The organism is Arthrobacter sp. TMT4-20 (assembly GCF_054510775.1).
This window is the reverse complement of record NZ_JBTNDW010000002.1, coordinates 109,431-131,728: the sequence shown is the minus strand read 5'-3', so window position 1 is coordinate 131,728 and position 22,298 is coordinate 109,431. Positions and strand designations below refer to the sequence as shown.

Below are 22,298 nucleotides of genomic sequence, written 5' to 3'. Positions count from 1 at the left end.
TCTGATGCTCGAGGACGGCCGGATCTTCCGCGGCCGCAGTTACGGGGCCGAGGGCACCGCCCTCGGCGAGGCGGTCTTCGCCACCGGCATGACCGGATACCAGGAGACCATCACCGACCCGTCCTATGCCCGCCAACTGGTGGTCCAGACGGCACCCCACATCGGCAATACCGGGGTCAACGCCGCCGACGCCGAGTCCCGCCGGATCTGGGTGGCCGGCTACATTGTGCGCGACGCCGCCCGGAAACCCTCCAACTGGCGGTCTGAGCAGAGCCTCGACGGTCAGCTCCGCGACCAGGGCATCGTCGGCATCCAGGGAGTCGACACCCGGGCGGTCACCCGCCACCTGCGCGAACGCGGCGCAATGAAGGCGGGAATCTTCTCCGGGCCGGCCGCAGCTGGATCCGATGCCGAATTGCTGGCGCTCGTCGCCGGTCAGGAGTCAATGCAGGGTGCCCGGCTGGCCGAGGAAGTCAGCGCCACCAGCCGGTATGTGGTCGAACCGTCCGACAACGGCTGGGAGGGTGAGCCCCTGTTCACCGTCGCCGCGCTGGATTTGGGCATCAAGTCCATGACCCCCAAGCACTTCGCCCAGCGCGGCGTGCGCACGGTCGTGCTGCCCGCCAGCTCAACCTTCGACGACGTCGCCCGGGAGTCACCGGATGGCGTGTTCATGTCCAACGGGCCCGGCGACCCTGCGACCGCCGACCCCCAGGTCGCCCTGCTGCGGGAAGTGCTCGACGCGCGGATCCCCTTCTTCGGGATCTGCTTCGGCAACCAGATCCTGGGGCGCGCCCTGGGGTTTGGCACCTACAAACTCCGGTACGGCCACCGCGGCATCAACCAGCCGGTGCTGGACCGGCGCACCGGAAAGGTGGAGATCACCTCCCAGAACCACGGCTTCGCCGTCGATGCTCCCCTCGATGGTCCGACCCAGGCGCCCGAGGGGCGCTTCGGCAGGGTCGAAGTCAGCCACGTCAGCCTCAACGACGACGTCGTCGAGGGCCTCGCCTGCCTCGACCTGCCGGCCTTCTCCGTCCAGTACCACCCGGAGGCAGCAGCGGGACCCCACGATTCGGCGTACCTCTTTGACCGGTTCATCCAGCTGATGGGTGACACGCGGTCCTCCGACCAGCCGAGCAGCGACGCGAACGACAGCGACACGAACGACAGCGCCGCAAACGATAAGGAAGCAAACTAGATGCCACGCAGAACTGACCTCAAAAGCGTCCTGGTCATCGGCTCAGGACCCATCGTCATCGGGCAGGCCGCCGAGTTCGACTATTCGGGAACGCAGGCCCTGCGGGTATTGAAGGAGGAGGGCCTGCGGGTCATCCTGGTCAATTCCAACCCGGCCACGATCATGACCGACCCGGAGTTCGCCGACGCCACCTATGTGGAACCCATCACCCCCGAGGTGGTCGCCAAGATCATCGAGAAGGAGCGCCCCGACGCCCTCCTGCCCACCCTCGGCGGCCAGACCGCCCTCAACGCTGCGATCGCACTCGACAAGAACGGCGTACTGGACAAGTACGGTGTTGAACTGATCGGCGCCAACATCGCAGCAATCGAACTGGGGGAGAACCGCGAGAAATTCAAGGGCGTCGTCGCCCGCTGCGGCGCCGAATCCGCCAGGTCGATGATCATCCATTCCATCGACGGTGCGCTCGAGGCAGCCGATGACCTGGGCTACCCGATGGTGGTGCGCCCCTCCTTCACCATGGGCGGTCTCGGCTCGGGTCTTGCCTACAACGAGAAGGACCTGCGCCGCATTGTTGGCCAGGGACTGCAGTACAGCCCCACCACCGAGGTCCTCCTCGAGGAGAGCATCCTCGGCTGGAAGGAATACGAGCTCGAGATGATGCGGGACAAGAACGACAACGTGGTGGTGGTCTGTTCTATCGAGAACTTCGACCCGGTCGGCGTCCACACCGGGGATTCCATCACCGTGGCCCCGGCCATGACCCTGACGGACCGCGAATACCAGCGGCTGCGTGACATCTCGATCGCTATCATCCGAGAGGTCGGCGTCGACACCGGCGGCTGCAACATCCAGTTCGCCATCGAACCGGATACCGGCCGGATCGTCGTCATTGAAATGAACCCGCGGGTGTCCCGGTCCTCGGCCCTGGCTTCCAAGGCCACCGGCTTCGCGATCGCGAAGATCGCCACGAAGCTCTCCCTCGGCTACACCCTGGACGAGATCCCGAACGACATCACCAAGAAGACGCCGGCCTCCTTTGAACCGACCCTCGACTACGTGGTGGTCAAGGTGCCCCGGTTCGCGTTTGAAAAGTTCCCGGCGGCCGATCCCACCCTGACCACCACCATGAAGTCGGTGGGTGAGGCCATGGCGATCGGCCGGAACTTCACCGAAGCGCTCCAGAAAGCCCTGCGCTCCCTGGAGCAGAAGGGTTCCCAACTGTCCTTTGACATCTCAGCCGACATCGACGTGCCGGCCCTCATCAGTGCCGCCAGGCGCCCCACCACCGAGCGGCTCTCCCAGGTGCAGCAGGCGCTCCTCGGTGGTGGCACCGTTGACGAGCTGTACCAGGCCACAGGAATCGACCCGTGGTACCTGGACCAGCTGGTCCTGCTCAACGAGGTGGCGGAAACTATCCGGGAGGCACCCGCGCTGACCGAGGAAATGCTGCGCCTCGCCAAACGCCACGGCTTCTCCGATGAACAAATCGGGGCGCTGACCCACACCCCCGAAGCGGTGGTGCGCGGGGTACGCCATGCGCTCGGGGTGCGGCCGGTCTACAAGACCGTCGACACGTGTGCCGCCGAATTCGCTGCCTACACTCCCTACCACTACTCGTCCTACGACGAGGAGGACGAGGTGGGCCCCCACGCCCAGCCGTCCATCATCATTTTGGGATCCGGGCCCAACCGGATCGGCCAGGGCATCGAGTTCGACTACTCCTGCGTCCACGCGTCGATGGCGTTGCGCAAAGCCGGCTACGAAACGGTGATGGTCAACTGCAACCCGGAGACCGTGTCCACCGACTACGACATCTCCACCCGGCTGTACTTCGAGCCGCTGACCCTCGAGGATGTCCTCGAAGTCATCGCGGCCGAGGAACGCACCGGCGGCGTGATGGGCGTGTTCGTGCAGCTTGGCGGGCAGACTCCGCTGAAACTCGCGCAGGAACTGGCCGACGCCGGCATCCCGATCCTGGGCACGTCCCCCGAAGCCATTGACCTGGCCGAGCACCGCGGCGCGTTCAGCCGGGTCCTCGACGCGGCAGGGCTGATTTCGCCCAAGAACGGCACCGCCGTTTCGTTCGAGGACTCCAAGAAGATCGCCGACGAGATCGGGTACCCGGTGCTGGTCCGGCCGTCCTATGTGCTGGGCGGCCGTGGCATGGAAATCGTCTACGACGAGGCCAACCTGTCCCGCTATATCGCCAACGCCACCGAGATCACCGAGGCGCATCCGGTCCTGATCGACAGGTTCCTGGAAGACGCCATCGAGATCGACGTCGACGCCCTGTACGACGGCACCGACCTGTACCTCGGCGGCATCATGGAGCATATCGAAGAAGCGGGAATCCACTCCGGCGACTCGGCCTGCGTTCTGCCACCGATCACCCTCGGAGCCGATATCCTGCAGCGCGTCCGTGAAGCCACCCTCGCCATCGCTGAAGGCGTCGGGGTCCGGGGTCTGATCAACATCCAGTTCGCGTTGGCCTCCGATGTGCTCTACGTCCTGGAAGCGAACCCGCGTGCCTCGCGCACCGTGCCGTTCGTGTCCAAGGCCACCGGTGTGCAGCTCGCCAAAGCCGCGGCGCTGATCGGCACGGGAGTCTCCATCGCGGCCCTCCGGACCGAGCATGGTCTGCTTCCGGCGACCGGCGACGGCGGGGACCTCCCCCTGGACGCTCCGGTCTCGGTGAAGGAAGCAGTGCTGCCGTTCAGCAGGTTCCGCACCACCGACGGCACGGTAGTGGATTCACTGCTCGGCCCCGAGATGCGGTCCACCGGTGAAGTCATGGGTATCGACAAATACTTCGATACCGCCTTTGCCAAGAGCCAGTCGGCTGCCAACGCAGCACTGCCGACCGAGGGCCGGGTGTTCGTTTCGGTTGCCAACCGGGACAAACGGTCAATCATCATGCCGGTCAAACGTCTCGTGGATCTCGGCTTTGAAATCCTGTCCACCGGCGGCACCGCCGATGTGCTGCGCCGCAACGGTATCCAGTCCACCACGGTGCGCAAGATTGCCGAGGGCACCGGGGAACACGGTGAGGGAACGGTGGTCGACCTGATCACCGATGGCACCATCGACATGATCATCAACACCCCCACCGGCGGGCAGGCCCGCGGCGACGGGTACGAGATCCGGGCCGCGGCGACGTCGTACGGTCTTCCGGTGATCACCACGGTGCCTGAATTCGGTGCTGCGGTGCAGGCCATCGAGGCCATGCGGTCCTACGAGTGGTCGGTCACCAGCCTCCAGGAACACGCCGCTAACCTTCGGGTTGCCACCGAAGCCCGCGATGCCGCACGGTAACGGAACTTTCGGGGTCCGGCTTGCGGAGCGGATGCGCAGCAGGGGCAACCTGTGTGTGGGCATTGACCCGCACCCGGCGCTGCTGCGCGACTGGGGGCTGAACGACGACGCCGCCGGATGCGAACGCTTCGCCCTGACCGTGCTGGACGCGGTGGGGGAGACCGCCTGCATCCTGAAACCGCAGGTGGCATTGTTTGAGCGGCACGGGTCGGCTGGGCTGGCCGCCCTGGAACGCCTGCTGGCAGCCGCCGCGGACCGAGAGGTGCTGACGATAGCCGATGCGAAGCGCGGGGACATCGGCTCGACCATGGCCGCCTACGCCGACGCGTGGCTCCGGGACGGGTCAGCCCTGGCCGCCGATGCGGTGACACTGAACCCGTACCTGGGGTTTGAATCGCTGCGCCCCGCCCTCAACCTGGCCGCAGAAACCGGTCGAGGCGTCTTCGTGCTCGCGCTGACCTCCAATCCGGAGGGTGCTGACATCCAGCACGCCCAGGTCCAGGACCCGGCAGCCGCCGGGAACCAGGGTGGGGCCAGCATCGGCCGTGCAGTGGCCCGGATCATTGCCGACGCTGCTGCGTGGGAGAACCGCGACGCCGTCGGTCTTGGATCGGTGGGCCTGGTGGTGGGTGCCACGGCGGGCGCAGCAGTGCGCACGCTGGGCCTGGAACTGGGAAAGCTGAACGGTCCGATTCTGGCACCGGGGATCGGCGCCCAGGGCGCGGGGCGAGCCGAAATCGCTGACACGTTTGGCGGGGCCTCAGCCCTGGTCCTCGGAAGTGCCAGCCGCAGCATCCTCGCTGCGGGTCCCGAGCACGGCAAGTTGCGGGCGGCAGCGGAACTGGCGCTGGCTGAGCTCGGCAATTGATTTTGGGCCGCAACTACGGATAGGTTCAGTGCAAGCCCATTCCACAAGAATTTGCATCTACCCGAGCGATCAGCGCGGGACGGTGCCTACTGCAGGGGAGCACTTGTGAGCTTGAAGCCGCTATCGGACTCCGAACGGACGCAAGCGCGCGAGAAAGCCACTGCCGCCCGTGCGGTCAGGGCTGAACTGAAAGTGAAACTGAAGACCGGTGAGACCACTGTCAGCGAAGTGGTCAACGGGATGTCCGAGGATGAAGCCGTCAGCCGGTTGAAAGTCCTTGACCTCCTGAAGGCTCTCCCCGGGGTCGGTGAGGTGCGGGCAGCAGGCATCATGAACGACGTCGGCATCGCCGCCACGCGCCGCGTGCGCGGGCTGGGTGTCCACCAGCGACAAGCATTGATCGAACATCTAGCAAAGCAGGATCCAACGCCCTGACCGGGGCGAGCCAAGGACGCCTGTGAGTGAGGAACCACGTGTCGCAGCCTCGGCTGACAGTACTCGCCGGGCCGACGGCCGTCGGCAAGGGAACCGTCTCGACCTACATTCGCGATAACTACCCCCAGGTCTGGCTGTCGGTCTCCGCCACCACCCGGCCAGCCCGTCCCGGCGAGCTCGACGGCGTCCACTACTTCTTCGTCAGCAACGAGGAATTCGATGACCTGGTCGGGTCGGGCCAAATGCTCGAATGGGCCCTGGTCCATGGGCGGAACCGGTACGGCACCCTGCGACGCACCGTTGACGCGGCAATGGCCGACGGCAAATCGGTGCTCCTGGAGATCGATCTGCAGGGCGCGCGGCAGGTCAAGGAGTCAATGCCGGAAGCGAATTTTGTGTTTCTGACCCCGCCCAGCTGGGATGAAATGGTGCGTCGGCTGGTCGGCCGCGGCACCGAAACGGAGCAGGAGCAGCAGCAACGGCTGGAAACCGCTAAACTAGAACTTGCTGCGGAACCTGAATTCGATCACACGGTGGTCAATGACAGTGTTCAGCGTGCAGCGGACGAGCTTGTATCACTGATGGGACTAAGCCCGCAGGAGCGCTAACGCGCGGTCCGCGAGCCGATGTTCCACCAACAATCTGAAACATTTACGGAGTATTTGTGTCAACACAGCCTGAAGGCATCATCAACCCGCCGATTGACTCCCTGTTGGAGGCATCGGACTCGAAGTATGCCCTGGTGATCTACGGAGCCAAGCGCGCCCGCCAGATCAACGCGTACTACTCCCAGCTCCACGAGGGCCTGTTCGAGTACGTCGGCCCACTGGTCGACACCCGTCTGAACGAGAAGCCACTCTCAATCGCCCTGCGCGAAATCAACGAGGGCATGCTCGTCGCCACGCCGGTCGAATCCACCGAGCAGTAGCTTTATCCAGCTGCCAACCACGTGCGCATAATTCTGGGAGTCGGGGGAGGGATTGCCGCCTATAAGGTGGCTTCCCTCCTCCGGCTTTTTACTGAGGCGGGGCACAACGTGACGGTGATCCCCACCGATGCTGCCACCCGGTTCGTGGGGACCGCCACGTGGGAGGCGCTGTCAGGCAATCCAGTCAGCAACAGCGTGTTCGACGACGTCGACAAGGTCAACCACGTCCGGTTGGGGCAGCTCGCTGACCTCGTGGTCATCGCCCCGGCCACGGCCGACCTGCTCGCGAAGTCGGCAGCGGGGATGGCCCCCGACCTTCTCACCGGGACTCTGCTGATGGCCAGCTGCCCCGTCCTGATGGCACCCGCCATGCACACCGAGATGTGGCAGCACCCCGCTACCGTCGCCAACGTGGCCACCCTGCGGAGCCGGGGTACGCTCATCCTCGACCCGGCCTCCGGACGATTGACCGGCACCGACTCGGGTGCTGGCAGACTCCCCGAGCCCGCCGAAATTTTCGCGGCAGCAATGGCCGCCTATGACGCTGCCCACGGTCGACCTGACGCCCAGCACACCGGGTCAGGCGCCAAAACCGGGACCGGAACCCTGTCCGCCCCCGGTTCCCTCACCGGTCGCCGTGTGGTGATCACCGCCGGAGGCACCCGCGAACCCATCGACCCGGTGCGCTACCTCGGTAACCGGTCCTCAGGCAAACAGGGGATGGCGCTGGCCGCGGCGGCTCTCGCCGCGGGGGCAACTGTTGAACTGATCCTCGCCCACGTCGAAGTCCCGGCGCCAGACGGCGTCGAACTGGTCCAGGTCGAAACCGCCGAGGAACTTCGGACCGCGACCCTGCGCGCCGCCAAGCAGGCCGATGCGCTGATCATGGCAGCAGCCGTGGCGGATTTCCGCCCCGCCGAACAAATTCTCACCAAAATCAAGAAACGTGCCGACGGCGTCGACCCCGTCATCACCCTGGTCCGCAACCCCGACATCCTCAGGGAAGCCGTAGAGCAGCGAACCGCGGCGGGCGCCGGACCCGTGATCGTCGGGTTCGCCGCCGAGACCGGGGACCCGACCGCTGATCCCCTGAGCCACGCTCGGGAGAAACTCGCACGCAAAGGCTGCGACTATCTGGTGCTCAACCAGGTGGGCGACGGCAGGGTGTTCGGACTGGATGACACAGCAGCAACCATCCTTGCTGCTGGTGGCACCGAACCTGTTGAGGTCATCGGAACCAAAGCCGAGGTAGCCACTGCCGTGGTGGCCCGGTTAGCAGCAGCCCTTGCGGGCCGGGGCTAGCCGCCCGCACGCCACCCGGCACCGCACACAGTCCGTCACCCAACCGCCGTCCTGTCGGTCGAACCAAGTAGAGTGATCAAGTGAATTCAGCCAATCCCGTTCGCAGCGACCTGCGCCTGTTTACCTCGGAATCAGTCACCGAGGGCCATCCGGACAAGATCTGTGACCAGATCAGTGACGCCATCCTCGATGCCATGCTCGAGAAGGATCCCAAATCCCGGGTTGCCGTGGAAACCCTCGTCACTACCGGACTGGTGCATGTGGCCGGCGAAGTCACCACCGAGGCCTACGTGGAAATCCCGGAACTGGTCCGGCAGACCCTCCTCGGTATCGGGTACGACTCCTCGGCCAATGGCTTCGACGGGGCACGGTGCGGCGTGTCGGTGTCCATCGGGCAGCAGTCACCAGATATCGCGAACGGAGTGTTCAACTCCCTAGAGACCCGCCAGGGTACCGGGCTCGACCCGTACGACGCGCAGGGCGCCGGCGACCAGGGCATCATGTTCGGTTACGCCAGCGACGAGACGGCAGTGCTCATGCCGACGCCCATCTGGTTGGCGCACCGGCTGTCCGAACGTCTGACGACCGTCCGGAAGGATGGCACCCTCGATTACCTTCGTCCCGACGGCAAGACCCAGGTCACCATCGGCTACGACGGCGACATCCCGGTATCGGTCGACTCCGTCGTCGTTTCTTCCCAGCATGCCCAGGGCGTGAACCTGGACCAGCTGCGGGCCGACCTCGCCACCCACGTGATCGATCCGGTGTTGGCGGCGTCCGAGCTGGATATCAGCAACGTGCGGCACATCCTCAACCCGGGTGGTGATTTCGTGATCGGCGGCCCGGTGGGCGACGCCGGACTGACCGGACGCAAAATCATCGTTGACACCTATGGCGGCATGGCCCGGCACGGTGGCGGCGCGTTCAGCGGCAAGGACCCCTCAAAGGTCGACCGTTCGGCGGCCTACGCGATGCGCTGGGTAGCGAAGAACGTGGTGGCGGCAGGCCTGGCCCGTCGCGCCGAAATCCAGATCGCCTACGCGATCGGGATGGCCCAGCCAGTGGGAATCTACGTTGAAACCTTTGGCACTGAAACGGTCGACCCGGCCGCTATTGGCAAGGCCATCCGCGAGGTGTTCGACCTTCGCCCGCTGGGCATTATCAACGCCCTTGACCTGCTGCGCCCGATCTATCAGAAGACCGCCGCTCACGGCCATTTCGGCCGCGAAGACGTCGGCTTCAACTGGGAACTCACCGACCGGGTGGACAAGCTGCGGAGCTATTTCAACGCCTAGGACGGATCCGGCCGGGAGCGGACACGGGGACGGCTCCGACGGCGGCGTCACTTCTCAGCCCCCGCACCGGACCGTGCCCGCTGCGTCCCCCAGCGGCGGGGCCGGCGGGGCTGTCCAGCTGTCGCTCCTCCAGGGCTTCCCGACAGCCCCACGGGCAGTCGGTGCCACCGTCCCCGCAGGAACCCTGCCGGTCGCCCAGGTCATCCTTGATTCGCCCCTGACCCACCTCGACCGGGTCTTCGACTACGCCGTTCCCGCGGAGCTCGCCGACGCAGCCCAACCCGGGGTGCGGGTCAAGGTGCGCTTCAGCGGGCGGGAATTCACCGGGTTTATCGTCGCACGCACTGCCACCACCGAAAGCGCCAAGCGGTTGCTGCCGCTGGCGAAAGTGATCTCCGAGCAGCCGGTTCTCACGCCCGAAGTACTGGCCCTCAGCAGGGCAGTCGCCGCCCGGTACGCGGGAACCGTCAGCGAAGTTCTGAAGGTCGCCATCCCGCCCCGGATGGCGCGCGTTGACGCTGCCTTCGCGGTGACAGGTGAGGAGGCTGCTGCCGGGGTGGTGGGCACTTCCGAGCCCGCAGCAGGTCAACCCGAAACAGCTGCGGGTCAACCCGAAACAGGTGCGGGCGCCGGGGCTGCGCTCCTCACCCGCTACGCCAACGGTGCCACCTTTTTGCGGCACCTCGCTGCCGGGCACAGTCCCCGTGCCGTGCTGACCAGCCTGGGCGGCTACGGGGCAAGCGACTGGCCAGCGGAAATCGCCGAGGCGGTAGCTGCTGTGTGGCACACGGGACGCGGGGCCGTCGTCGTCGTCCCTGACCAGCGGGACCTGGCACGGGTCGAAGCGGCATTGGACCAGCGACTGGGCGCCGGAAACATTGCGCGACTGACCGCCGAGGACGGGCCAACGCCCCGGTACCGGAACTTTCTCAGGCTGCTGAGCGGGCAGGTGCGGGTGGCCGTCGGCACCCGGTCTGCCGCCTACGCGCCGGTCCAGGACCTGGGACTGGTGTGCCTGTGGGACGACGGCGACGACCTGCATCAGGAGCAGCGCGCTCCCTACCAACATGTCCGGGAGGTGCTACTGCTTCGCGCCGAGCAGGAGGGTTGCGCTGCGCTGCTCGCCTCCGGAGCCCAAAGCACCGAGGCGCACCGGTTGGTATCCACCGGCTGGGCGCAGGCAATTGTCGCCGACCGTTCCGAGGTTCGTCGAAGCACCCCGCGGGTCATCCATACGGGGGACGAGTTTCAACTTGCCCGCGATCCGCTCGCTGCCAGGGCCCGCATCCCGCATGCCGCGTGGAAGGCTGCGTCCGAGGGGCTGGCGCACGGCCCGGTGCTGCTGCAGGTGGCACGCACTGGATTTTCGCCGGCGCTGGCCTGTGAGGAGTGCCGCGAGCCTGCGCGGTGCACCGCGTGCACCGGTCCGCTCGCCCAGACCGGGCGCGGCGGCGCACCGGGATGCCGCTGGTGTGGCAGGCCGGACCTGCGGTGGAGTTGTGCCAACTGCGGGGGCCAGCGGTTGCGCGCCACGGTTGCCGGGGCAACCCGGACCGCAGAGGAACTGGGGCGGGCCTTCCCCGGGGCGACGGTCTACTCTTCCGCCGGCGAGCACATTCTGGACACCGTGCCCGACCGGCCCTCGGTGGTGGTCGCCACCCCCGGCGCAGAGCCACTGGCCCCCACCGGTTACGCGGCGGTGATTCTGCTTGACGGTTCGGCGATGCTCTCCCGCGAGTCGCTCCGGGCGGGGGAGGACACCCTGCGGCGCTGGTTCACTGCTTCGCTGCTGGCCCGCCCCGCCGCCGACGGCGGACTGGTGGTCATCACGGCCGACGATTCGACGGCGGTGGGTCATCTGGTGCGCTGGGATCCGCAGGGCGCTGCTGGCCGTGAACTTGCCACCCGCAGCGAACTCGGACTGCCGCCGGCCGTCCGGTTCGCGGCGCTGACGGGATCGCGGGAAGCGCTGGCAGTCTTCACCGCAGACCTCGATTCCCGGCTCTTCCTTCGCACCGTTGGCCCGATGCCTGTCGGCGGGCAGCCCGGTCGCACCGCGGGAGGACGTCCTTCGGCACCAGGCCCACGAGCCGACAAATCCGACACCCAGACCTCCAGCGCGGACCAGCACCGGCTCCTGCTGTTTTTCAGCTACCGCAGCGCACCCGCAGCGACCGCCTGGCTGAAAGCCCGCAAGGCAGCCCTGTCAGCCAGGGGAACGTCAGAGCCGGTCCATGTCCGCTGCGACGCTGCCGATTTGATCTAGCGCACCGGAGGACCCTCATCTGCCGGCGCCCATCCGTGTGCTCATTCGTGTGCCCATCTACCGGCGCCCACCCGACGGCGCCCACCTGCGTGCTGACTACCGGCGCCAGGGCGGCTTGCCGGCATGCTCGACCGTTGCAATAGCGGCAGCCTCAAGCAACTGCTCGGCCGACCGGTCCCAGGAATACGTTCCGGCCTGCATCCTGCCGGCCCGGGAGGCGGCATGCCACTGGTCAGGTTCGGCCAGGGTCTTGACTGCCGCCGTGAACTGTGTCGGATCATCGGGGTCAACATAGAGGGCCGCAGCCCCGCCCACCTCCCTGAAGATCGCGGTGTCCGCGGCGATCACCGGGGTGCCGGCGGCCATTGCCTCAATGACCGGCAGCCCGTATCCCTCGGCTCGGGACAGGGTCACGAGCGCCGCCCCCGAACGCAGCAGCTCCTGGTACCGCTCGTCACTGACCCCATTGTGGAAGATCACCTGTTGGCCGGGCGGGATCAGCAGTTCCAGTTCCCTCCGCCGGGCATCGGTGATACGGCTGAGCAGATGCAGCGTGTACCCATCAAGTCCCCGCATTCCGGCCAGGATCGTTTCGACATTCTTGTACGGCATGAAGGAGCCCATGTAGAGCAGGTCCCGCCCGGGTGCAACTCCCTCGGGGCGCACCACGGTGTCCGGCTGGGGTGCGTTGCCGACGATCCGGACCGGACGGCGGGTCAGCCGGTGCTCACTCATTTGCCCCCGGGTGGTCTCGGAGATGGTGGCGACGACGTCGGCCCGGTTCAGCAACACCCGTTGCGGCCAGTAGGCGAGGTGGTACAGCCGCCAGAGGGTCCGGACCGGCAAGGGCAGGGAACCGGGCGGTTGGGGATTCTGGTAGTAGATCAGATCATGCAGGGTGAGCACGAGCGGGTACTTCCGGCCCCAGCTGCCCATGGTCTGCATGGGGCAGACGACGACGTCGGGGCGCAGCCCGTTGATCTGGCTTGCCACGAATAGTTCCCGGGGGGACAGGGGAGAGGTGATCAGCACGTGGGGTACGTCGGGCAGGAGGCCGAGCTGCCGGTGGTCGGAAATGAGCATCGCCACGTCTGCCCGTTCCGCAACCGCCGCAATCAGGCTGGCCCCGTAGCGGCTGATGCCGTCGTGATGGTCCAGCCGGGTAAACCGGGCGTCGAACAGGATCCTCATTCGGGTCGTCCCGCCAGGAAGTCCTCGATCAGCCGAGCCGCTTCGTCCGGGGTCTCGTAATGCACCAGATGACCCACCTCGGGAATGATCTCAAGCCGGGCATCCGCGATCAGGCCAGCGAGGTCACGTTGACCGGCCACCGAGCCCAGGTCATCCTTTTCTGCGGCAATCAGGAGGACCGGCATGGCCAGTCGCGTTGCCACATCCCTGACCGTCCCGGTAATGGAGGCCTGAAACGCCTCCAGCAGCACCCGGCGGCTGGCGTAGGTGCTGAAGTAGCTCAGATGTTGTCCGTGGATGTACCTGCGCAGCGCCCGGTCCTTGGTCTTCGCCATCATCGAACTCATGCCGAGGACAATCCCCGGATTACCGAGCAGCGCGAGCCCCAGCTTCTCGGGCAAGGCCGCCCCCACCCGGTAGTACATGGCCGCCAGTTTGGAAGCGAGCCGGTTGGCACCTTCCAGCGCGGGTTCGCAGATCGGATTGATCAGCACCAGGGCCGCGATCGCCGACGGATGGGCGGCCGCCCACCGCGCCGCGACGATGGATCCGAATGAATGACCGAGCAGCACCGTGGCGGGTCCCAACGCCAATGCGGTGAAGCTGAAGCCCACGAAATCGGCGTAGGCGTCGACGTCGTGCACGCCGTCGAGCGCCTCGGACTGGCCAAAACCGGGGAGGTCGGGCACCACAATCCGGTGAGACGGCAGCGCTTCGACGATGCGGAGCAGGCCGTGGTGATCGCCCCTGAACCCGTGCACCATGAAGAGGGTGGGCACGTTCGCGGGAGCACCGGGCGTCGGGGCGAAATCCCAGTACCGCTGCGTTGCGCCTAGGTAGGAATGGGTTGTCTCAGTGGCCTGGCGCGTCACGGTGATGGTGGCGGGAACCAATGCTAGTTCACCTGGTCTGGGTGCGAACCAAAGCGGGTGTTCCGCTCAAGACCCTCAATGGCCGCGAGCTGTGCGGGGCTCAGATCGAAGCCGAAGACATCGAGGTTGCTGGCGATCCGGTCGGGGCTGCTGGCCTTGGGGATGACCAGGTGGCCGGACTGCACATGCCAGCGGAGGACAACCTGCGCCGGGGTCCGGTCCAGCTCCGCGGCAATCGCCCCGATCACCGGGTCGGCCAGGATCGCACCGCGGCCCAGCGGACTCCACGCCTGGGTGCGGATGCCGTGGGCGTCATGGAACTGCCGCAGTTCCTCCTGCTGGAGGTAGGGGTGCAGTTCAATCTGGTTGACGGCCGGGACCACCGACGTTTCGCCGAGCAGACGCTCCAAATGGGGAAGCTGGAAGTTGGAGACACCCACCGCCCGCACCCGGCCATCGTGGTACAGCTGCTCCAGGGCGCGAAAGGTATCGACGTATTGATCCCGGGCCGGGCAAGGCCAATGAATCAGGTACAGGTCAATGGAGTCCAGACCGAGTGCCTGCTGGGAGGCGTCGAAGGCGCGGAGGGTTGAGTCGTAGCCATGGTCGTCGTTCCACAGCTTGGTGGTGACAAAGACGTCGTTGCGCTCCAGCCACCCAGCACCGACGGCGTCGTTGATGGCACCGCCGACCCCCGCCTCGTTGCCGTACATGGCGGCGGTATCGATGGTGCGATACCCAATTTCGAGGGCCTGGGCGCAGAGGTCGTGGGTCGTCTCGGGCGGCACCTTGTAGACGCCGTACCCGACCTGGTCGATTTGTACCCCGTTATTGAGCGCGATTTTCGGTGCCTTGTGCATACCTTGACAATACCGAAGGGCGATTGGGTCAGCGGGACCCGCCGTGCACCAGCCGCCGCGCCGACCCTTCATCGAGGATGAGGTCGGTGGCGAGCCCGGCCGCCAGCGCGCCGCGCAACCCGTTGATCTTTGTCTCGCCCGACACGACGCAGATCCGCCGGCGCACCTGCCGGAGCAGATCCAGTTCGGGTCCGGTGCTCCGTTGGTTGAGGAGCAGGTCGCTGTGGGTGCCGTCGGCGCGGAAAAACATGGTTGCGACATCGCCAACCACCTGGTGCTCGTCCAACGCCCGGAGGTCGTCGTCGTCGAGGTAGCCGCCCGAGTAGACATGACTGGGGATATTGGCGTCGATGGACCCGACGCCGAAAATGGCCATCGTCATGCGTCTCTGGAGGTCCAGGATTCTCATCACGCTCCGTTCGGCCCACATTGCGGTTTTGGTTTCGGCGTGGTCGAAGAAGGCCGGCACGGGGAACTGCTCCACCCGGGCGCCATAGGCCTGCCCGAACCGGCGAAGGATTTCGCTGGCGTAGGTGATGCCGGTGGTCTGCGTGTTGCCGGCGCCGTTCAACTGCACAATGGTGCTGTCGTGGGTGACCTTGCGGGTCAGATGATGGCTGACAGCGCTGAGGGTCGAACCCCAGGCGACGCCGATAATGGCGTTCGAATCGACCAGCGGACCGATGGTCCGGGCCGCCTGGATGGCTACCCGGTCGAGGACATCGGAGTCGCTCACGATGTCGGTCACCGGTACCACATGGGCTTCCACCCCGAACTGTCGCCGGATCTGCTGTTCCAGCGACGGTGCCCGCTGCAACGGATTGTTGACCTGGATCTGCACGAGCCCGGTGTCCCGGGCCATCGACAGGAGCCGTGACACGGTAGATCGTGAGGTCCGCAATTCCCGCGCGATGGCGTTCATCGTGAGGTCCTGCAGGTAGTACATCTGTGCGGCCCGCAGGGCGTCACCGCTCCGGGACCGCTTGAAGTCCTCAGCGGAAGATTGTGCAGCGGGGTCCGATCTTTCAGCCTTTGGTCGAACGTTCATAGCCAAATCCTCCGTCACTTCTGCACGTATGTGCAACACCATTGACTATTATTCCCAGCATTTCAAGAATAGGTGGGACGGCTGCGGATCCGATGCAGCTTGCAAACTGTTGAGGAGAATGTTTTGGCTGAGTCCGCCAGTGCGAATGGTGCCACAAGCACGCCCGCTGAACGGCCGGGGGTGCAACGGTTGAAGGAAACGCCGCGCGCGTCGGTGCTGATTATTGGTGGCGGCATTAACGGCGTAGGAACCTTCAGGGACCTGGCGCTGCAGGGTGTCGACGTGACACTGGTGGAACGCGGTGACTACTGCCAGGGCGCCTCCGGTGCTTCCTCGCACATGATCCACGGCGGTATCCGGTACCTCGAGAACGGCGAGTTTCGGTTGGTCCGCGAGTCAGTGGTCGAGCGCAACGCCCTGCTGAAGACAGCGCCGCACTACGTCAAGCCCCTTCAGACCACTATCCCAATTTTCAGTACCTTCTCCGGAATTCTCGCGGCTCCGCTGCGGTTCCTGACCCACCGTCAGCACGGCCAGCCCCGCGAGCGGGGTGCCTTCCTGATCAAGGCGGGCCTGACCATGTATGACTGGTTCTCCAGGGATGGCGGCGCCGTACCGCGTCACCGCTTCGCCGGTCGCAAGGCGTCGCTCGCCCAGCTGCCGGACCTGCGGCCTGATGTGCGCTACACGGCCACCTACTTCGATGCGTCGGTGCACAACCCCGAGCGGATGACCCTCGATGTGCTCCGCGACGGCCTTGCCGCCAATGCCGAGGCGCGGGCCACCAACTACGTCAGCGCCATCGGCCGTGACGGCGATTCGGTGCTGCTCCGCGACGAGCTCACTGGCGAGGAATTCGCCTTCGCCGCCGACGTCGTCGTGAACGCGACCGGCGCCTGGGTGGACGGGACCAACGATTCCCTGGGCGAACGCAGCAAGTTCATGGGCGGCACCAAGGGCTCCCACATTGTCCTCGACCACCCCGAACTGCTGGCCGCCTGCGCAGGGCGTGAAATCTTCTTCGAGCACACCGACGGCCGGATTGTGCTGGTCTACCCGATCGGCGACCGCGTTCTGGTGGGCACCACCGACATCGATACCGATGTGGACACCCCGGCCGTGTGCACCCCCGAAGAGGTGGATTACTTCATTGAACTGATCGGACACGTCTTCCCGGCCATCGTCGTCGAGCACGGCCATGTGGTCTACAGCTTCTCCGGTGTCCGACCACTGCCACGGCACGACGACACGCAGCCGGGCTTCGTCTCCCGGGACTACCGGATTGAGAAGCGCCAGGATCGCTCCGGCGCCCGGACGGTGACCACGCTCAGCCTGGTCGGCGGCAAGTGGACCACTTTCCGCGCGCTGTCAGAGCACATGACCAACGACGTCCTGGAAATCCTCGGCAAGCGCCGGACGACGACGACGGCGGGTCTCGCCATCGGCGGCGGGAAGGGGTTCCCGAGAACTCCCTCCGCGGAGAAGGCCTGGGTGAGCGCCCATATCGAACCGGGGCTGTCGGCAGAGCGGGTCGAGGGTCTGCTGACCCGATACGGGACCCGTGCCGTCGACGTCATCGAGTACCTGCGGGCGGGCCAGGATCAAACCTTTACCTCCACCAGCGAGCTCAGCCACCGCGAGCTGGCGTACATGGTCGAACAGGAACAGGTAGGCCATGTGGCTGACGTGTTGATCCGCCGGACCTCGATCGCCTTCAGGGGACTGGTCAGTACCGAACTGTTGCACGAGCTAGCGGACACGCTCGCGCCGCTGCTGGGCTGGAGCGGCGAGTTGGTGCAGGCTGAGATTGAGCTGGCTGAACGGGTGCTGCGGGAATGGCACAACGTTCACGTTGAAGATTTGGTGGCGTAGCCGGGATCTGCCGCGCAACCATTGCCGCTCCCGGAGCGGATGCAGGACCAACGGCAGCTGTTGCCGGGGGGAGCAAGAGAGCCACAGCCGCGGGCTGGGTTCGATAAAAAAGAATAATTAGAGGAGTCAAAGATGTCTCTGGAAGCATTCGTTGCCGAAATGTTCGGCACCATGCTGCTGTTGCTGCTGGGTACAGGTGTCGTTGCCAACGTCGCTCTGGCCGGTACCAAGGGCAACAATGGCGGATTTTTGATGGTGAACTTCGGCTGGGGTCTCGGCGTCTTTGCTGGCGTCTATGTGGCGGCCCTATCCGGCGCGCACCTTAACCCCGCCGTTACGGTCGGCCTGCTCGTCAACTCAGACGTTGCGACGCTGGGCCCCGATATCGACAAGACCTTCATGAACGTGCTGCTGTATTTTGCTGCGCAGATCATTGGAGCCATGCTTGGTGCCTTCTTCTGCTGGTTGGCATACAAGCAACACTTCGACGCTGAGCCTGACCCAGCCAACAAGCTGGGCGTGTTCTCCACCGGACCAGCGATCCGGTCGAATGCCTGGAATGTGATTACTGAAGTCATCGGTACTTTCGTGCTGGTATTCGTGGTCATTTCGTTTGCTGGCACGCCCTCGGGCCTCGGTCCGCTGGCGGTTGCGCTCCTGGTTGTCGGCATCGGTGCGTCACTCGGTGGGCCCACCGGCTACGCCATCAACCCAGCCCGTGACCTCGGCCCCAGGATCGTCCACGCATTGCTTCCCATCAAGGGCAAGGGCGGCAGCGACTGGGGTTACGCCTGGGTTCCAGTGGTTGGTCCACTGATCGGTGGCGTTCTCGGCGGTCTGGTCGCCATGTTGGTCACCTTCCCCGCGGTTACCGGGTAGCAATGCCCCGCTAGCGCAATCACTTGCTAGCACTCAACCGGCCGGGCGGTCCTACGACCGTCCGCGCCGGCATCATTCACCGACGGAACACTCAAAGAGGAGCACTACATGTCGAAGTATGTAATTGCGATTGATCAGGGCACTACTTCCAGCCGGGCGATCGTCTTTGATCACAGCGGGGACATTGTGTCCTCCGGCCAGAAGGAACACGAACAGATTTTCCCCAAGGCCGGCTGGGTCGAGCATGATCCCCTGGAGATCTGGAACAACACCAGGGAGGTTATCGGCAACGCCTTGTCGAAGGCCAACCTGACCCGTCACGATATTGCCGCCGTCGGCATCACCAATCAGCGTGAAACTGCTGTGGTCTGGGACAAGACGACCGGACAGCCGGTCTACAACGCGATTGTCTGGCAGGATACCCGGACCCAGTCGATCGTTGACGAGCTGGCGGCTGATGGGGGGCCGGACCGGTTCAAGCAGAAGGTCGGGCTGCCGCTGGCCACCTATTTCTCGGGCACCAAGATCAAGTGGATCCTGGACAACGTCGAGGGCGCCCGGGCCAAGGCTGAGGCCGGCGATCTGATCTTCGGAAACACCGACTCGTGGGTCACCTGGAACCTCACCGGCGGCACCGACGGCGGCGTACACATCACCGATGTCACCAACGCCTCGCGGACCATGTTCATGGATCTGGAGACCCTGTCCTGGGACGACGGAATCCTTGAGGCCTTTGGTGTGCCGCGGTCCATGATGCCGGAGATCAAGTCCTCCTCCGAGGTCTATGGGACCGTCCACACCTCCCAGCTGCTGCGCGAGGTGCCGGTTGCCGGCATCCTGGGCGACCAGCAGGCGGCAACGTTCGGTCAGGCGGCGTTCGAGAAGGGCGGCGCCAAGAACACCTACGGCACCGGTAACTTCATGATCGTCAATACCGGTGAGGAGATTGTTCACTCAAAGAATGGTCTGTTGACTACCGTCTGCTACAAGCTCGGCGACGCCAAGGCCGTCTACGCGCTGGAAGGCTCGATCGCTGTGACCGGGTCGCTGATCCAGTGGCTGCGGGACAACCTCGGCATCATCAAGTCGGCTCCCGAGGTGGAGGAGCTTGCCAGAACGGTCGAGGACAACGGTGGGGTCTACATCGTGCCAGCGTTCTCCGGCCTGTTTGCACCGTACTGGCGCGGCGAAGCCCGCGGCGCCATTGTGGGTCTCACCCGATTCGTGAACAAGGGGCACATCGCGCGGGCCGCCCTCGAAGCCACCGCGTTCCAGACCCGCGAGGTGCTGGACGCGGCGAACGCCGATTCGGGAGTGGACATGGAGGATCTGCGGGTCGACGGCGGTATGGTCGCCAACGACGCGCTGATGCAGTTCCAGTCCGACATCCTCGGTATCCCGGTGATCCGGCCGAAGGTCACTGAGACCACCGCGTTGGGCGCAGCCTATGCGGCAGGTCTGGCGGTGGGTTTCTGGAAGGACACCGACGAGTTGGCTACCAACTGGGCCGAGGACAAGCGTTGGACGCCATCCATGGATGCGGGGGAGCGCGACCGCCAGCTGCGGCTCTGGAAGAAGGCTGTCACCCGGACGTTCGACTGGGTTGACGAGGACGTGAAGTAAGCCCTACTTTCACTCCAGGCTTGACCGGAAGGGGCGGTGGTTATCCGAAAGGATGGTCACCGCCCCTTCCGCGTGATCTGCCTGCCGGTACCTCACGTTTAGCCGGTCAGTACTTCCGCCGATCAGAACCTCCGCCGAGTAGCTGGCTGTGGCGGGCCGACGGTGTTCGGAGTCTCCAGAGCTAACGCCTCGACGGCATTTTTTCAGCACGGCCGGCGCGGTTAGAACGGTGCCGGGTCCGGTGGCGGCGGTGCCGGTGGTGGGTCCGGCCGTGTGATGTAGGTTTCGCCTGCCGGTGAGATGGCGATGATGGTCCCCGGCTCGGGTTGTCGATAATGCCAGTAGCCTTCGGATTTGAGCCGGTGGTGACGCTTGCACAAGGCAGCGAGGTTGCCGTAGCTGGTCTTTCCACCGTTGGCCCAGGGTTTTGTATGGTCGAGTTCGCAAAACACTGCCAACCGGTTGCAGCCTGGATGACGACACGTCCGGTCCCGCACTCTGATGCTGTCTCGCAGGTCCTTCGGCACCCGATAGGTGGTGGCATCGGCACCGAGACGTGCCCCGGTAAAGGGGTGGGTGAGGATGCGTGTGAACGACGGCGCATGCCCCGCGAGTTTGCGGGCCAGGTCGGGGTTGATGGGCCCATACCCTTCAAGTTCTCCCGGTACATCCCCGCCAAGGAGGGTCATCACTGGAACAGTGACGAACACCTTCGCCTGAACACCCTGATAGCTGGCTCCACCGGCTTGATCGGCGCTCGGCCCGGAGCTGGTGAGGACGTCAGCAAACACGTCAGCTCGCAACTGGGTGAGGGTCCGGGGCTCATCCGGTCCCTGGAGGTTACGGGCGGCGGTGTCGACCCGATGGAAGATCCCTGCGGCTTGTTCTACAGGCAGATACGCTTCAAGCCACGCCATCCCGTCATACGCAGGAGTTAGTTGCAGCAACCGACCCTCGACGGCCTTCTTATGCCGAGTGGTGGTGGATTCGGGGTGCAGTTGCTCGCGTAGCCGTCTGGCCTGATAGCAGAACCGACTCACAGTGGTTTTGCACGCCATGTCGACCAGGCGTTTCTCGAATGCCGCCAATACCTCGGGCGCGGCGTCCGGGATACTGGTGGCCTCTTCGACTACGGCCCAGGCATGGCGCCTCGATAGCCTCCCGTCCTCAAGGGCCGCCAAAGCCACCCGATAATGCCGGGTCAGGAGTTCGCTGTGTTCGATCAGGCTCCCGGCAGTCCGCTCCGGCATATGCAGGGCGGCTCCAACTTCTGATTCCGTCAGTGTCCGGGCATACCCGAGGCGGCCAGCGGGGCCCATCGATTCGGTGGTCAGGTCAAGGAGGCGAGTGGTGATCTTCGCTTCCTGCGCATCGAGCCAGGACCTCGCCCTGTTGACGTCCCGCAACGCGTCCAACGCCTGAGCCCCGTCCAGCTCACCGACCGCAGTTAACCCCAGCCATCCCGCCAACGCCCGGGTATCCGGCGACGGGGCATCCGGTGACTGGCTGTCCGGCGACGGGGCATCCGACGACTTGCCATCCGGCGACTGGGTATCCGGTGAGTCAGGGACGGTGTCAGCCAAGGGAGCCGTCCATATCGCTTCGACACTCAGCGGACCGCCGGGACCGTACCCGGTCGCAGTTCCCGCAGCCGCAGTGGTCCCCGAAGTCCGGGCGGACGTATCCGCGGACCCGCCGTTGGAGGCGAAACCCGCGCCGAATTCGGGAGAGAATCCCGGTCCGGTAGAAGAAGCTTTACTGCTTTTCATACCTCCATTCCATCATTCGCCTCTGACAGAATGAGTTGCGTGGGAGGGGGTACGGAAAAGAATTTTGAATTATTTTCGTGGCCCGATCGGAGCAGAGTCGGACCGTATTGGCTGGCCCCAAAACCAGCTCATCGTTCGGTGCGGGAGCCTTTGCGGGCCTGGGGGCCACATTCAGCGGCGACAGCTTGATGAACTGGTACGCGTCCCGTCACCAGAAGTTGTGGTCAACCAGAATGAGTACATGGAAGCTTTGTGGAGCCTGGGTTTGAAAGCCAGACCGAAAATCATTCCCTGGTTACCATTCGGGATGCGCTTCATCCACAGCTCATGTCCGGGAAACTCCGGGGCAAAGAAGCTGCGGCGTTGGTAGAGGAAATCGTCTGACACTGTCGGGGTCGCTGGATAGTTTCGAAATGACGTCGACCTATCCAGTGGAAGGCAGCAGCAATGGCGACCGCAAATGACAGGTAAGGGATGTAGGCCGCCAATGAGGGAGCTTCCTTCCGGCCAACTCCAGTAGCCACCCGCGGTTAAGGCGCCGGCACACGCGCCGGTCTTACTTCGAGGGTCGGCA

Annotated in this window: 17 protein-coding genes; 12 read left to right on the top strand and 5 right to left on the bottom strand. The window is 65.1% G+C overall.

Annotated elements, in window-relative coordinates; genetic code table 11:
* The first annotated feature begins 4 nt into the window (after positions 1-4).
* The 9 genes from carA (at position 5) to ACX80Z_RS03615 (ending at position 11,610) form a co-directional block, all read left to right on the top strand.
* Complete coding sequence (gene carA / locus ACX80Z_RS03655; protein WP_083850897.1) at positions 5-1,201, top strand: glutamine-hydrolyzing carbamoyl-phosphate synthase small subunit; 1,197 nt, start codon at positions 5-7, stop codon at positions 1,199-1,201.
* Positions 1,202-4,516 carry a carbamoyl-phosphate synthase large subunit gene (carB, locus tag ACX80Z_RS03650; RefSeq protein WP_459314940.1) on the top strand — a complete coding sequence of 1,105 codons (3,315 nt, stop codon included), beginning with the start codon at positions 1,202-1,204 and terminating at the stop codon, positions 4,514-4,516.
* Positions 4,503-5,384 carry an orotidine-5'-phosphate decarboxylase gene (gene pyrF / locus ACX80Z_RS03645; protein ID WP_459314939.1) on the top strand — a complete coding sequence of 294 codons (882 nt, stop codon included), beginning with the start codon at positions 4,503-4,505 and terminating at the stop codon, positions 5,382-5,384. Before carB ends, pyrF begins: the two co-directional genes overlap by 14 nt.
* A gap of 105 nt (positions 5,385-5,489) precedes the next feature.
* Complete coding sequence (gene mihF, locus ACX80Z_RS03640; RefSeq protein ID WP_019482808.1) at positions 5,490-5,819, top strand: integration host factor, actinobacterial type; 330 nt, start codon at positions 5,490-5,492, stop codon at positions 5,817-5,819.
* Between the two features lie 38 nt (positions 5,820-5,857).
* Positions 5,858-6,427 (top strand): guanylate kinase, encoded by a 570-nt coding sequence (gmk, locus tag ACX80Z_RS03635; protein ID WP_019482807.1) that lies wholly within the window; start codon positions 5,858-5,860, stop codon positions 6,425-6,427.
* A 56-nt stretch (positions 6,428-6,483) separates the two neighbouring features.
* Entirely contained in the window at positions 6,484-6,747 is a 264-nt protein-coding gene (gene rpoZ / locus ACX80Z_RS03630) for a DNA-directed RNA polymerase subunit omega (RefSeq protein ID WP_019482806.1), read from the top strand.
* Positions 6,748-6,768: 21 nt separating this feature from the next.
* On the top strand, positions 6,769-8,049 hold the full coding sequence (locus tag ACX80Z_RS03625; protein ID WP_459314938.1) for a bifunctional phosphopantothenoylcysteine decarboxylase/phosphopantothenate synthase: 1,281 nt from the start codon (positions 6,769-6,771) through the stop codon (positions 8,047-8,049).
* Positions 8,050-8,129: 80 nt separating this feature from the next.
* Positions 8,130-9,344, top strand: a complete 1,215-nt coding sequence (gene metK, locus ACX80Z_RS03620) for a methionine adenosyltransferase (protein WP_459314937.1) — start codon at positions 8,130-8,132, stop codon at positions 9,342-9,344.
* Positions 9,345-9,417: 73 nt separating this feature from the next.
* Positions 9,418-11,610, top strand: a complete 2,193-nt coding sequence (locus ACX80Z_RS03615; protein ID WP_459314936.1) for a primosomal protein N' — start codon at positions 9,418-9,420, stop codon at positions 11,608-11,610.
* A 96-nt stretch (positions 11,611-11,706) separates the two neighbouring features.
* Here the strand turns inward: ACX80Z_RS03615 and ACX80Z_RS03610 are convergent, their stop codons facing one another.
* From ACX80Z_RS03610 to ACX80Z_RS03595, 4 genes are read right to left on the bottom strand one after another with little or no spacing between them, the layout of a single operon-like run.
* On the bottom strand, positions 11,707-12,801 hold the full coding sequence (locus ACX80Z_RS03610) for a glycosyltransferase family 4 protein (protein ID WP_459314935.1): 1,095 nt from the start codon (positions 12,799-12,801) through the stop codon (positions 11,707-11,709).
* A complete protein-coding gene (locus ACX80Z_RS03605; RefSeq protein ID WP_459314934.1) occupies positions 12,798-13,673 on the bottom strand; it encodes an alpha/beta fold hydrolase in 876 nt (291 codons plus the stop codon). The genes ACX80Z_RS03610 and ACX80Z_RS03605 overlap by 4 nt, the downstream gene beginning before the upstream one ends.
* A gap of 23 nt (positions 13,674-13,696) precedes the next feature.
* Positions 13,697-14,533, bottom strand: coding sequence for an aldo/keto reductase (locus tag ACX80Z_RS03600; protein ID WP_459314933.1), 837 nt, complete (start codon positions 14,531-14,533; stop codon positions 13,697-13,699).
* A gap of 28 nt (positions 14,534-14,561) precedes the next feature.
* Positions 14,562-15,479 (bottom strand): sugar-binding transcriptional regulator, encoded by a 918-nt coding sequence (locus tag ACX80Z_RS03595; RefSeq protein ID WP_116777938.1) that lies wholly within the window; start codon positions 15,477-15,479, stop codon positions 14,562-14,564.
* A gap of 225 nt (positions 15,480-15,704) precedes the next feature.
* Here ACX80Z_RS03595 and ACX80Z_RS03590 point away from each other — a divergent pair, with 225 nt between their 5' ends.
* The 3 genes from ACX80Z_RS03590 to glpK all read left to right on the top strand — a co-directional run bounded on the left by ACX80Z_RS03590 (position 15,705) and on the right by glpK (position 19,955).
* Positions 15,705-17,453 (top strand): glycerol-3-phosphate dehydrogenase/oxidase, encoded by a 1,749-nt coding sequence (locus ACX80Z_RS03590; RefSeq protein ID WP_459314932.1) that lies wholly within the window; start codon positions 15,705-15,707, stop codon positions 17,451-17,453.
* Between the two features lie 132 nt (positions 17,454-17,585).
* On the top strand, positions 17,586-18,332 hold the full coding sequence (locus ACX80Z_RS03585; protein WP_459314931.1) for an MIP/aquaporin family protein: 747 nt from the start codon (positions 17,586-17,588) through the stop codon (positions 18,330-18,332).
* A 108-nt stretch (positions 18,333-18,440) separates the two neighbouring features.
* Positions 18,441-19,955, top strand: coding sequence for a glycerol kinase GlpK (gene glpK / locus ACX80Z_RS03580; RefSeq protein ID WP_019482796.1), 1,515 nt, complete (start codon positions 18,441-18,443; stop codon positions 19,953-19,955).
* A gap of 221 nt (positions 19,956-20,176) precedes the next feature.
* Here the strand turns inward: glpK and ACX80Z_RS03575 are convergent, their stop codons facing one another.
* On the bottom strand, positions 20,177-21,724 hold the full coding sequence (locus ACX80Z_RS03575) for an HNH endonuclease signature motif containing protein (RefSeq protein ID WP_459314930.1): 1,548 nt from the start codon (positions 21,722-21,724) through the stop codon (positions 20,177-20,179).
* Between the last annotated feature and the right edge of the window lie 574 nt (positions 21,725-22,298).

Excerpts from the sequence above, each read along its gene's own strand:
- carA (WP_083850897.1), top strand. The coding sequence starts at position 5 with ATGCTCGAGGACGGCCGGATCTTCCGCGGCCGCAGTTACGGGGCCGAG.
- ACX80Z_RS03595 (WP_116777938.1), bottom strand. The coding sequence starts at position 15,479 with ATGTACTACCTGCAGGACCTCACGATGAACGCCATCGCGCGGGAATTG.
- ACX80Z_RS03585 (WP_459314931.1), top strand. The coding sequence starts at position 17,586 with ATGTCTCTGGAAGCATTCGTTGCCGAAATGTTCGGCACCATGCTGCTG.
- ACX80Z_RS03575 (WP_459314930.1), bottom strand. The coding sequence starts at position 21,724 with ATGAAAAGCAGTAAAGCTTCTTCTACCGGACCGGGATTCTCTCCCGAA.
- pyrF (WP_459314939.1), top strand. The coding sequence starts at position 4,503 with ATGCCGCACGGTAACGGAACTTTCGGGGTCCGGCTTGCGGAGCGGATG.
- ACX80Z_RS03600 (WP_459314933.1), bottom strand. The coding sequence starts at position 14,533 with ATGCACAAGGCACCGAAAATCGCGCTCAATAACGGGGTACAAATCGAC.
- carB (WP_459314940.1), top strand. The coding sequence starts at position 1,202 with ATGCCACGCAGAACTGACCTCAAAAGCGTCCTGGTCATCGGCTCAGGA.
- ACX80Z_RS03610 (WP_459314935.1), bottom strand. The coding sequence starts at position 12,801 with ATGAGGATCCTGTTCGACGCCCGGTTTACCCGGCTGGACCATCACGAC.
- glpK (WP_019482796.1), top strand. The coding sequence starts at position 18,441 with ATGTCGAAGTATGTAATTGCGATTGATCAGGGCACTACTTCCAGCCGG.